At 66.7% G+C, this 12,111-nt stretch carries 8 protein-coding genes; 6 read left to right on the top strand and 2 right to left on the bottom strand.

Annotated elements, in window-relative coordinates; genetic code table 11:
• Positions 1–4: 4 nt before the first annotated feature.
• A complete protein-coding gene (locus ACNHKD_RS13805; RefSeq protein WP_442754055.1) occupies positions 5–259 on the bottom strand; it encodes a hypothetical protein in 255 nt (84 codons plus the stop codon).
• A gap of 207 nt (positions 260–466) precedes the next feature.
• Between ACNHKD_RS13805 and ACNHKD_RS13800 the strand changes: the two genes are divergently transcribed.
• The 6 genes from ACNHKD_RS13800 (at position 467) to ACNHKD_RS13775 (ending at position 10,288) form a co-directional block, all read left to right on the top strand.
• A complete protein-coding gene (locus ACNHKD_RS13800) occupies positions 467–1,804 on the top strand; it encodes a PAS domain S-box protein (RefSeq protein ID WP_442754054.1) in 1,338 nt (445 codons plus the stop codon).
• Between the two features lie 171 nt (positions 1,805–1,975).
• A complete protein-coding gene (locus ACNHKD_RS13795) occupies positions 1,976–5,269 on the top strand; it encodes a transglutaminase family protein (protein ID WP_442754053.1) in 3,294 nt (1,097 codons plus the stop codon).
• Complete coding sequence (locus tag ACNHKD_RS13790) at positions 5,259–7,781, top strand: circularly permuted type 2 ATP-grasp protein (RefSeq protein WP_442754052.1); 2,523 nt, start codon at positions 5,259–5,261, stop codon at positions 7,779–7,781. Before ACNHKD_RS13795 ends, ACNHKD_RS13790 begins: the two co-directional genes overlap by 11 nt.
• Positions 7,778–8,665, top strand: coding sequence for a transglutaminase family protein (locus ACNHKD_RS13785; protein WP_442754051.1), 888 nt, complete (start codon positions 7,778–7,780; stop codon positions 8,663–8,665). Before ACNHKD_RS13790 ends, ACNHKD_RS13785 begins: the two co-directional genes overlap by 4 nt.
• On the top strand, positions 8,662–9,972 hold the full coding sequence (gene clcA / locus ACNHKD_RS13780; RefSeq protein WP_442754050.1) for a H(+)/Cl(-) exchange transporter ClcA: 1,311 nt from the start codon (positions 8,662–8,664) through the stop codon (positions 9,970–9,972). Before ACNHKD_RS13785 ends, clcA begins: the two co-directional genes overlap by 4 nt.
• 115 nt (positions 9,973–10,087) lie before the next feature.
• Complete coding sequence (locus tag ACNHKD_RS13775; RefSeq protein WP_442754049.1) at positions 10,088–10,288, top strand: hypothetical protein; 201 nt, start codon at positions 10,088–10,090, stop codon at positions 10,286–10,288.
• Between the two features lie 57 nt (positions 10,289–10,345).
• On the opposite strand, the gene ACNHKD_RS13770 is transcribed toward ACNHKD_RS13775, so the two are convergent.
• On the bottom strand, positions 10,346–11,698 hold the full coding sequence (locus tag ACNHKD_RS13770) for a DUF1236 domain-containing protein (protein ID WP_442754048.1): 1,353 nt from the start codon (positions 11,696–11,698) through the stop codon (positions 10,346–10,348).
• Positions 11,699–12,111: the final 413 nt, after the last annotated feature.

Here is a 12,111-nt window from a genome sequence, read left to right as displayed (position 1 = left end):
TCCCTCACCAGCGGCGATAATAGGGGGCATAGTACGGCCGGCGAACGACAGCGCCGCCGTAAGGCCCGACATAGGCCGCGCCGCCATAGCGCCCACGATAGGTGGTGCCTCCGTAGGGCCCGCGCACGACGGAGCCCGCCGGACCCGCGCAGCCGGCGCGATAGGGGCCGCGCGCGCAGACGTAAGCTTCGGAGACGTCGATGGTCGCGAGCAGCGATGCGCTCGCGAGGGCGGCAACAACAAGCAGTTTCTTCATCATGTTTTCTCCTTCAACGCCCGCCCCTCAATCGCGCGGCGGCGACTCGAGCGCCGACGCGCGCATGCGAGATTAGACTGCTTCCAGGCTGAAACAAAGCCGTCGCGCGCGCCCCGCCCCGCTTCACGGGAGCGCGCCTGGATTCAGTGGGTTCGCTATAGTCCTCCGGGACTTGCCCACTATGTTCCGCCTCAACCGGAGGCGCCGAAAATGACCACGCAGACCGCCTTAAGCAGCCGGCTCGCTCTCGTGGTCACGCGGCGCAATCCGGTCGTCGCCTATGGAATCGCGATAGCGGCGCTCGTTGCGGCGACCTTCATCCGCTGGCTCGCGCAGGGCTGGCTTGTCCCGGGAATCCCTTTCGTCACGTTCTTCCCGGCGGTTCTGGTCGCGACGGTCTTCGGCGGGATGCGGGTCGGCTTGTTCACGACGCTGTCGTCCGTCGTCATCGCCTGGTTTCTCTTCATGGAGTCGACGCAGACATGGGGACTCGATCTGAAGGCGATCGTTTCCCTCTCGTCCTTTCTTTTCGTCGCCGTAATGATCGTGCTGGTCCTGTCGCTGTTCGAGGACGCCGTTCGGCGCATCGCCGCGCAAGAGCAAAGCCAGCGCGCGCTCATCGAGTCCGCGCCGAACGGCATTGTGATCGTCGCGCGGAGCGGGGCGATCCTCGGCCTCAATTCCAGCGCGGAAAAGCTTTTCGGCTATGCGCGCGAGGAACTGCTCGGAAAACCCGTGGAAACGCTCGTGCCCGAAAATGTCGCCGCCGCACATGCGGAACTTCGCCAGCGGTTCCAGCAGTCGCCGGAGACGCGGCCCATGGGCGCGGGGCGCGACCTTTGCGGACGTCGCAAGGACGGCTCGGAATTCCCTGTCGAGATCGGCCTCAATCCCCTCCAATGGGACGATCAGAAGGCGGTGCTCGCAACCGTGACGGACATTACCGAGCGCAAGCAGCAAGAGGAGCGGCAGGCGATTCTCGCGCGCGAACTGGAACACCGCGTCGGCAATATCTTCGCGGTGATCCTCGCGACCATTCGCCGGACTTTGACGCGGGGCAGAAACATGGCCGAGGCGGAGGAGGCCTTGACGCAGCGCGTGCAGCTCCTCGCAAATGCGCATGCCGTCTTATCCGAATCGATGTTCAAGAACGTGTCGGCGGACAAGGTGATCGGCGTCGCGGTCGGCGGCTTCAAGGGCCAGATCGCTTCGACCGGCGAAGATCTACGCGTGAACGCGCGAGCGGCGCAGGCGATCTCCTTCATTGTCCACGAGCTTCTCACCAACGCCGTGAAACACGGCGCGCTGTCGTCGCCGAGCGGCTCGGTGGCGATCCACAAGGAGATACGGAACGCCGAGGGAAAGGAGACGCTCGTGTTTAGCTGGGAAGAGAAGGGCGCGCCCCGCCCCCAGCTCTCGGCGCGCAAAGGCTTCGGCAGCTTCATCCTGCTCGAAACGCCCAAGCAGTTCGGGGGCGAGGCGAAGATGCAGTTCGGCGAGAGCGGCCTGCGCTATGAGTTGCTTCTGCCGGTTGAGGCGATCCGGTGAGGGCGAGCCGGAGCCGCCATGTTGTGCAATTTCTGCCTATCCGCCCGTCACCCTGCAGGAATTGCAAGCAAATAAACCGCTTTCCCGCCAATCCGATTGACTTGCCGCCCCGCGCTTCCGCTTAATTCCTTTCGCGGCGCAATATGCCGCTTTGCAAAAGGCGCCGCCCCCTTGTCGATCCAAGTCGCGCTTCATCACGTCACGCACTACAAATATGATCGCCTTGTCGGTCTCGGCCCGCAGATCATCCGGCTGCGGCCCGCCCCGCATTGCCGGACGCGCGTCACCGGCTACTCGCTGAAGATCCTGCCGACCGGACATTTCATCAACTGGCAGCAGGACCCGCACGGCAACTGGCAGGCGCGGCTCGTCTTTCCGGAGAAGGCGCGGGAGTTCAAGATCGAGGTCGATCTTCTCGCGGAGATGGCGGTCTTCAATCCGTTCGATTTTTTCGTCGAGCCCTACGCGGAGGAGTTCCCCTTCGTCTACAAGGCGGAGCTGGCGACAGAGCTCGCTGCCTATCTCGAAATCGAGCCCGGCGGCGCGGCGATCGACGAATATATGCTGACGGTTCCCCGCGAGAAGCAGCGCACGATCGATTTTCTGGTCGGTCTCAACGCGCGCGTGCAAGAAGAGATAAGCTACGTCATCCGCATGGAGCCCGGCGTGCAGGCGCCGGACGAAACGCTGACGCTGCGCTCCGGCTCGTGCCGGGACTCGGCGTGGCTGCTTGTCCAAGTCCTGCGGCGCCTTGGCTTCGCGGCGCGTTTTGTCTCCGGCTATCTCGTCCAGCTTAAGGAAGACATCGATCCCGTTGAGGGCCCAAAGGGCACGGATCACGACTTTACCGATCTCCACGCCTGGACGGAGGTGTATATCCCCGGCGCGGGATGGATCGGCCTCGACGCCACGTCGGGCCTTTTCTGCGGCGAGGGCCATCTGCCGCTCTGCGGCGCGCCGCATTACCGTTCCTGCGCGCCGGTGTCGGGACTCGTCGAGCCCGCCGAATGCGATTTCAGTTTCGAGATGCGCGTGGAGCGAATTCGCGAGGCGCCGCGCGTCACCGCGCCCTTCTCGGACGAAGCGTGGAAGCGACTCGACAAGCTCGGCGAAGCCGTCGATGAAGATCTAAAGGCGCAGGACGTGCGGCTCACCATGGGCGGCGAGCCGACATTCGTGTCGATCGACGACTTCCAGTCGCCCGAATGGAACACGGCCGCTGTCGGGCCGACGAAGCGCGCGCGTTCGGACGATCTTATCCGACGCCTTCGCAACCGCTTCGGTCCGGGCGGTTTTCTGCATTACGGGCAGGGCAAGTGGTATCCGGGCGAAAGCCTGCCGCGCTGGGCCTTCGCGCTCTATTGGCGCAAGGACGGCAGGCCGATCTGGAAGAATGCGAATTTGGTTTCCGGCATGGCGCCGAATTCCGAGGTCGCCAACCATCTGAACGCCGGCCGTTTCTGCTTCGAGCTCGCCGAGACGCTCGGCGTCGGCAAGGATTATGTGATCCCGGCTTATGAAGACCCCGCCCACTGGATGCTGAAAGAGGGGCAGCTTCCGATCAATGTCGATCCGCTCGACCCAAAGATAGAAGACGCCGAGGAGCGTGCGCGCATGGTGCGCGTTTTCGAGCGCGGTCTTGCGTCGCCCACTGGTTACGTTCTGCCCGTTCAGCGCTGGAACGCCTGCGCAGGGCAACGCTGGATTTCCGAACGCTGGCCGCTGCGGCGCGGGCGTTTGTTCCTGGCGCCGGGCGACTCGCCCGTGGGCCTGCGCCTGCCGCTGAATGCGCTGCCATGGGTTCCGCCGTCGGTTTACCCTTACATCCATAATCAGGACACGTTCGAGGAACGCGGGCCTTTGCCTGATCCCGCGCATTTCCAACAGATCTACAGCGAGACGCGCGCGAGCCGGCAGGACGTGATGGGGCAGTCCATCGTCGAGGGCGTGGTGCGCACGGCGCTCGCCGTCGAGGCGCGCGACGGCGCGCTCTGCGTTTTCATGCCGCCGGCGTCGCGGCTGGAGGATTATCTGGAGTTGCTCGTCGCTGTGGAGACGACGGCCGAGGAACTCGACATGCCCTTGCATATCGAAGGCTATCCGCCGCCCGTCGATCCGCGTCTTGAAATGGTGAAAGTGACGCCCGACCCCGGCGTCATCGAAGTCAACATCCATCCCGCCGCGTCATGGGGCGAGGCGGTGGACAACACGACGACCCTTTACGAGGAAGCGCGACAGGCGCGGCTCGCCACCAGCAAATTCATGACGGATGGCCGCTGCGTCGGCTCAGGCGGCGGCAACCATGTCGTGCTCGGGGGCGTGACGCCGGCCGACTCGCCTTTCCTGCGGCGGCCCGACCTGCTGAAGAGCCTCGTGCTGTATTGGCAGCGACACCCGTCGCTCTCCTATCTCTTCTCCGGCCTCTTCATCGGCCCGACGAGCCAGAGCCCGCGCATCGACGAAGCGCGGCACGACGCGCTGTACGAACTTGAAATCGCGCTCGCCAACACGCCCGCGGCGGGCGAGACGAATTTTCCGATCTGGCTCGTCGACCGGCTCTACCGAAATCTGCTGGTCGACGTTTCGGGCAATACGCATCGTTCGGAAATTTGCATCGACAAGCTCTATTCCCCCGATGGGCCGACAGGCCGTCTCGGCCTCGTCGAATTCCGCGCTTTCGAGATGCCGCCGGACGCGCGCATGAGCCTTGCGCAGCAATTGCTGCTGCGCGCGCTCGTCGCCTGGTTCTGGCGCGAGCCGCAGGAAGGCGATTGCGTGCGCTGGGGAACGGCGCTGCATGACAAGTTCATGCTGCCGCATTTCGTCTGGGCGGATTTTCTTGGCGTGCTCGACGACCTCGAACGCGCCGGCTACGCCTTCGAGCCCGAATGGTTTCAGGCGCAATATGAGTTCCGCTTTCCGCTCGCCGGCCGCGTCGAGCATGGCGGCGTGACGCTGGAGATTCGTCACGCGCTCGAGCCCTGGCACGTCCTCGGCGAAGAGGGCGCCATTGGCGGTACGGTGCGCTATGTGGATTCGTCGGTCGAACGTCTCGAAGTGAAGGCGAAGCATTTCGTGCAGAACCGCCATGTCGTCGCCTGCAATGGCCGCCGCGTGCCGCTCGCCTCCACGGGGGTCGTGGGCGAGGCGGTTGCAGGCGTCCGCTTCAAGGCATGGCGGCCGGCCTCCGGCATGCATCCGACGATCCCCGTTCATACGCCGCTCACCTTCGACATTGTCGATAGCTGGAGCAACCGCTCGCTCGGCGGCTGCGTCTACCACAGCGCACATCCGGGCGGGCGCAATTACGACACCTTTCCGGTCAATTTTCACGAGGCCGAATCCCGGCGCCTCTCGCGCTTTCAGGATCACGGCCACACGCCCGGCCGCGTCGAGCCGCCGCGCGAGGAACCTGCGGGCGAGTTCCCGCTGACGCTCGATTTGCGGAGGCGATTTGGCCGTTGAGCTCCAAGCAGCCGCAGCTCCGGGAGACGAGGCGCGAAGGCTCGCCGCCTGGATCGCCGACTACCGGCCGCTGCCCGGCGTCCCCGACGAGCTGATCGGCCCGGACGGGCGTCCGCGCGCGCATTGGTCGACGCTGCTCGATACGCTCGCCGGGCTGGGGCAGGAGGGCGTCGAGAGCCGCTTTGCGGCCGCCGCGCGCCGCATCAACGATATGGGCGTGACCTATCGCGTCTATGGCGAGACGCGCGAGCGCCCGTGGCCGCTGAGTCGCCTGCCGCTCCTGATTGCGGAGCGGGAATGGGTCGAGATCGCGGCGGGCGTCGCGCAGCGGGCCGAGCTTCTCGATCGCATCCTGCACGACGTCTATGGCGAGGGACGCCTCGTCGCGGAGGGCGCGCTGCCGGCGGCGGTCGTCGCCGGTTCGCCGGAATTCATCCGCCCGATGTGCGGCGTGAAGCCCGTGGGCGGCCGCTGGCTGCGTTTCTATGCGGCCGACCTGGGACGCGGGCCGGACGGCGAATGGTGGGTGCTGGGCGATCGGGGGCAGGCGCCCTCGGGCGCGGGCTACGCTGTGGAGAACCGCCTGATCCTCGCCCGCGCCTTTCCGAGTCTCTACCGGGAGATGAAGGTGCGCCGGCTCGCCGGCTTCTTCCGCGACTTTCGCGCGGGCCTCGCGGCGGCGGCGGCGCGCAGCGATCCGCGCATCTGCCTGATGACGCCGGGCCCATGGAGCGAGACCTATACCGAGCAGGTCTACCTTGCGCGCTATCTCGGCTTTCTCCTCGTCGAAGGCGAGGACCTCGTGACGAGCGAGGGAAAGCTCCATGTGCGCACCGTCGCCGGGCTGAAGCGCGCCGACGTCGCGTGGCGGCGCGTCGACGCCGACTGGCTCGATCCGCTGGAAGCGAACGCCGCATCCAGGCTTGGCGTTCCGGGCTTGTTCGACGCGATCCGCGAGGGCGCGGTCGCCGTCGCCAACATGCCCGGTTCGGGCTTCGCCGAGTCGCGCGCGCTGATGAGTTTTCTCCCCGCGATCGCGCAAAGGCTGCTCGGCGAGCCGCTGCGTCTCCCCAATGTCGCGACCTGGTGGTGCGGGCAGGAGGCCGAGCGCGACGAAATCCTGCGCGCCTTCGACAGTCGCGCGATCGCCGGCGCGTTCAGCGACAACGCCGAGGGACTCGACGGCGCCCGCGCCGCGATCGGCGCCGAGCTCGACGCCGAACAGCGCGCGCGCCTCGTCCGCGCCATGCAGGCTCGCGGCCTGGATTATGTGGGGCAGGAGATCGTGAAGCTGTCGACCACGCCCGCCTGGGACGGCGGCGCCCTCACGCCGCGCCCCTTCACGTTGCGCGTCTTCGCGGCCGCGACGCCGGAGGGCTGGAAGGTCATGCCCGGCGGTTTCTGCCGCGTGTCCGACAGGCGCGACGCGCGCGCCATTTCCATGGGGGCCGGCGCGCAATCGGCCGATGTGTGGGTGGTCGGCGAGGAGGCGCCGGAAAACGCGACCTCGCTGTTGCCCACGAAGAATGACGCGCCGGTGGTGCGCGTGCCCGGCAATCTGCCGAGCCGCGCCGCCGACAATCTGTTCTGGATGGGCCGCTATCTCGAACGCGCGGAAGCCACGCTGCGCGTCGTGCGCTGTCTCTGCAACCGTATGACGGAAACCGCCGGCGCCGCCCTGCAGGGACGCCAGCCCATCGACCGTTGCGAACGTCTGCTTTTCGCCTGGGGCGCCGCCGCGCCTTGCGCCGCGCCGCATCCCAGCGCCGTCGTCGCGCTCACCGCCGCGAGCAATGCGGACTTCTATGGTTCGGCGCGCGCCCTTGTGGGCCAGGCCAAGCGCGCGGCCTCCATCGTGCGCGAACGTTTGTCGCAGGATATGTGGCAGTTGATGGTGCGTCTCGAATTGCGTCTTGAACGCGCGGCGGCCGGCGCGCCCTTGGAGCCAGAAATTCTGGAGATGTCAGAGCGCGCCCTGCATACGCTCGCCGCGCTCTCCGGGCTGATGGACGAGAATTTCAACCGCGCCTCCGGCTGGGCCTTCATCGATCTCGGCAAGCGCATCGAACGCGCGGTCAATACCTGCCGCTTCGCGCGTCAATTCGCGGACCACAATCCGACGATGGAGACGCTCGACGCGCTGCTCGAACTGGTCGACTCGCAGATAACCTATCGCTCTCGTTATCTCGCCGGCCCCGCGCTGGCGCCGACGCTCGACATCGCTATGCTCGATCCTTTCAACCCGCGATCGGCGGCTTTCCAGGCCCGACGCATCGACGAGCATCTCGCAGGTCTTCCGGCCCTCGCCGACGACGGCATGATGGAGCCGCAGCGCCGGCTCGCCGTGTCGCTGCGCGCCGATCTCGAAGCGGCGGACGCGCGGCGCCTCGACGCGGGGAGCGTCCTCATGATCGAACAGCGCCTGATGGCGCTCGCCAACGCCATTTCCGAGCGGTATTTTTCGCATTCCAGCGATCCGGCGCCGACGGATAAGCGATCGAAGCTCGCGTGATCTACGACATCGAACACGTCACGACCTACAGCTACGAGGCGAGCGTCGCCTCCACGCGCTGCGCCATAAGGCTGACGCCGCGCGACAGCAAGGGCCAGCGCGTGTTGAGAAGCCGCGTCGAGGCGGCGCCGGCGCCGGAGGCCACGCGCGAAAATGTGGATTTCTTCGGCAATCGCGTCGTCGAAGCGATGATACGCGAGGCTCACGCGCGGCTGCGCATTTCAGTTTCCGCCCGCGTCGAGGTTGAGCGGGAGGAGCCGCCGGCCGCATGTCTTACCCCCTCGTGGGAGTCTGTCTCGCGCGCCGCCGGGGCGGCCAAAACGCTTTCGCGCGAGTCGCCGGTCCACTGGCTCTTCCCCGGCCGCCAGACGCCGCTCCACGCGCCGGTTACGGATTATGCGCGCGAAAGTTTTCCGCCGGGCCGACCGGCGCTCGAAGGCGCCGAGGAGCTGATGCGGCGGATCAAGGCGGATTTCGCGTATGATCCCAATGCGACCCATGTCGCGACGCCGCTCGCGGCGGCTTTCGCGGCGCGCGGGGGCGTCTGTCAGGATTTCGCGCATATCATGATCGCCGGGCTGCGCGGCCTCTCGCTGCCGGCGGCCTATGTCAGCGGCTATATCCGGACGTCGCCGCCGCCGGGTCAGCCGCGGCTCGAAGGCGCCGACGCCTCGCACGCCTGGGTCGCCCTGTGGTGCGGCGAGCCTTTCGGCTGGATTCATCTCGATCCCACCAACGCGATGTACGCCGACGACAACCACATCGTCGTCGCGATCGGCCGCGACTATGCAGACGTTTCGCCGATCGACGGCGTGATCGTCGGAGCGGGGCGGCAGGCGCTGGCCGTCTCCGTGGACATCAAGGCCGTGGGCGGCGCGCAATGAACGTCCATGCGCCAGTCGAAAGCGAAAGCGACGAGAGAAGCCTCGTTATCCTCGCCGTCCTCGCGCTCCTTGTCGGCGGCGTCGCGGGCGTTGTGGGCGCGCTGTTCCGGCTCGCTTTGCAGCAGGCGGATCGGTTGCGCGACCTTGTCGTCGTCTGGGCGCAGGGCAGGGCGCTTCTCGGTTTTCTCATCGTCGTCCTGCTTTGCGCCCTTGCGGCGCTCGTCGCCAGATGGATGGTGCGGCGCTTCTCGCCGCACGCCTCGGGCAGCGGCATTCCGCATGTCGAGGCCGTGCTGCGCGGCGAGGCGCCGCCCGCGCCGTTTATTCTGTTGCCCGTGAAATTCGTCGGCGGCTGTCTCGCCATCGGCGCGGGGCTCGCGCTGGGGCGCGAGGGGCCGAGCGTGCAGATGGGCGCGGTCATCGGCCATCTTACGGGCGGCGCGTTCCGCCGGAGTTGGGCGGATTGCCGGGCGCTGCTCGCCGCCGGAGCGGGGGCGGGGCTCGCCACGGCCTTCAACGCGCCCATGGCTGGCGCCGTCTTCGTGCTGGAGGAACTCGTCCAGAAGTTCGAGCAGCGCATCGCCCTCGCGGCGCTCGCCGCCTCCTCGACGGCGATCGCCGTGGCCCATCTTCTGCTGGGCGACTCGCCCGACTTCCTGCTGCCGCCGCTGGATTATCCGCCGCCCGTCATCGGGCCGCTCTTTTTTATAATGGGCGCGGCCATGGGCTTCTTCGGCGTCCTTTACAACCGCTTTCTGCTGGCGACGCTCTCGGCTTTCGAGCGTCTGCGCCTGCCGGGGGAGGCCAAGGCCGCGCTGACCGGCGCCGCCGTTGGCGCGCTGGCCTGGTTCTCGCCGCGCCTCGTCGGCGGGGGTGACGGGCTGACGCTCGCAGCGCTCGCGGGATGGCAGGACATCTTCATTCTGCCTTTCGTCCTGTCGCTCAGATTCGGGCTTGGCGGCGCGTCCTACGCTGCGGGGGCGCCGGGCGGTCTCTTCGCGCCGATGCTGGCGCTGGGCGCGCAGGCGGGCCTTTTCTTCGGCGTCGCATTCGGGCTGCTGCTGCCGGGCGTCGATATTCAGCCGCAGGCTTTCGCCGTCGTCGGCATGACGGCCTTCTTCACCGGCGTCGTGCGCGCGCCGCTGACGGGGATCGTGCTCGTCACCGAAATGACCGGCGGCGTGACGATGCTGCTTCCGATGCTTGCCGCCTGTTTCACCGCGATGCTGGCGCCGACGCTGCTCGGCAGCGCCCCGATCTACGAGTCGCTGCGCGACCGCCTGGCCCCCGCGACCTCTAAGAACTAGACGTCGCCTTTGCTGCAAACAAATGAATATTAAATGAATTTCGACGTCAGGCGAGGTTCATGCCCGCCGTGCGAGGATGACTGCGGCTTGGGGTATTAGCAATGGAGCACGAAAGATGAAGAACGTCCTTTTTGCGATGGCCCTCATTGTCGCCGGCGCCGCTTTCGCCCAACCGAGCTTCGCCGCGACCGAGGAACCCGCGCCTGCGGCCACGGAACCCGCCAAGGCGAAGCCCACGAAACACAAGGCGCAGCAGCGCCATATCCAGAAGCATGAGCGCCACTCGTCGCTGACGAAGGCGCACAAGGCCGGGTAAACGAATTTCCCAAAGAAGGCGCCGGGGGGCGATCCCCGGCGCCTTTGTTTGACGCCGTCAGCGCGGCTCTTCGATAATGTCGACGACCTTTCGGCTGTCCGGGTCCACCAGAACGACCTGATCGTTGAGCACGAAATAATCGAAGCGCGCGACATCCGGAGTGTCGGCCGCGATCTGGCGCGGCACCGGTTCGATGTCGACGAACTCCGGCACCCGGTCGCCGACGCGCACGCAGACCTGCCGCAGATTCGTCCGCGCCTCCTGCATCACGCCGCGATAAAGCGCGCGCTCCTGGCGGTTGTCGAGCCGGACGCGCGGCGCATAGCCATAGGCTTCTCCCCGGCGCTCAGCGCGGCCCTGGTAGCCTTCGTCGCGACGGGCGGATCCGTAGCGGCCGCCTTCGCGCCGCTCATAGCCGCCCCCGCCGCCGCGCTCCTCATAGCCATACATTGCCGGCGGCTCGCCGCCTTCGCCCAGCATGGCGACGACCTGGCGGTCGCCTGGATCGATAATCGCGATCTGATCCTCGACACGAACGAAATCATAGCCGCGATATTGCGGGGCGATCGCCACCACTTCCGGGGGCAGGGGGTAGAACTGCACATTGGGCGGAGCCACGGCGCCAATGCGGACATCGAACTCGTTGCGCGAGACGCTCCGCTCGCCGCGCCGTTCGATGATGTCGCGCACGCGGCTTTGATCGCGGGCGCTCAGGCGCATGCCGCCGCGTTCATCGCGCCTCGCGGCCCGTTGCTGTTCGTCCTGATCGGTTCGCCCGAGGGTTTCACGGTCCTCGCCGCGCATCCTGTCGGCCTCCGGCGAGCGGCCAAAGACGTCGCGACCCTGCTGCCGATCCCGGTCCGTTTCCCCGCGCTGCTCCATCGGACGCGGAGCGCGATCCGTTTCATTCCGGGCGCCGCGCCGATCCTCGTCGCGCCTGGCCTCGCCGGCGCGCTCACCCTGAGACGATTCGGCGCGACCGGTCCTGTCCTGCGCATCCGGCTCCTTCGCGCCATGCGTCTCTGCGCCCGGGCGGGCGGGCGATTCCCGTTTGGCGCCGTGTTTGGCGCCCTTCTGGCCGCGATTCTCGTCCATGCCCGGCTTTCCGCGGCGCTCCTCATCCTTCGCGTTTTTCGCGGTCTCACCCTGCTTTTCGGGCTCCGCGACGCCCTGACGCTCCGATTCCTTCGCCGCCTTGGCTTCGTCGCGCTCTCTTTTCTGGGCGCGTTCTCCGCGTTGCTCATGCGCCTTTCTGGCGGCCTCATGCCCGCGATTGGCGGCGTTTTCAGATTGACCGGGCTTCGCGGCCTCGCCTCCCGCGGGGTCCTGTCCGGCGTTCTGTGCATAACCCTGTGAGATGCAGAGCGATAGCGTCGCGACTGCCACAGAGAGAAGGAGCCTGGCTCGCATTGCGGCCTCCATTTGGAGAAGGCGCTCGCCGTCGCCTTGGCTGCGCCTGCATGGTCGGTAATGCCGCCCAACGCGCGTGAACACGGAATGTTCTCGCCAAATTTGCCAGATGCGCGGACTCGACGTAACGTGCAAATGCGGTCGCGCGTCGGCTGCCAGGCGGCCGCCTCGGAGCGTGGATAATTGGCTCCGTCGCGGGATTGGGCTTGACAAAGACCAAGCCCTCCGCTGTACTGCCGCACGCGTAAAGCAGAAAAAACGGCGCTTTAAGAGCGCATTCTGAGGGAGGTAAAGATGGGTTGGCTCGTCCCCGCTGCCATGCTGGCTATGGTTGTTATCGCCGCTGTGACCATCACGCGCCTCTGATCTTCATGATCAGCGTGTGAATCGGCACCTTCGCGGTCCGGTTTAAA

This window comes from Methylocystis sp. JAN1, assembly GCF_052186135.1.
In the GTDB taxonomy this organism is placed as follows: Bacteria; Pseudomonadota; Alphaproteobacteria; order Rhizobiales; family Beijerinckiaceae; genus Methylocystis.
Note: the sequence above shows the minus strand (reverse complement) of the source record. Positions and strands in the feature narration are given on the sequence as shown.

Bases quoted from the DNA above. Each gene is read 5' to 3' on its own strand.
- ACNHKD_RS13805 (WP_442754055.1), bottom strand. From the start codon at position 259: ATGATGAAGAAACTGCTTGTTGTTGCCGCCCTCGCGAGCGCATCGCTG.
- ACNHKD_RS13800 (WP_442754054.1), top strand. From the start codon at position 467: ATGACCACGCAGACCGCCTTAAGCAGCCGGCTCGCTCTCGTGGTCACG.
- clcA (WP_442754050.1), top strand. From the start codon at position 8,662: ATGAACGTCCATGCGCCAGTCGAAAGCGAAAGCGACGAGAGAAGCCTC.
- ACNHKD_RS13775 (WP_442754049.1), top strand. From the start codon at position 10,088: ATGAAGAACGTCCTTTTTGCGATGGCCCTCATTGTCGCCGGCGCCGCT.
- ACNHKD_RS13770 (WP_442754048.1), bottom strand. From the start codon at position 11,698: ATGCGAGCCAGGCTCCTTCTCTCTGTGGCAGTCGCGACGCTATCGCTC.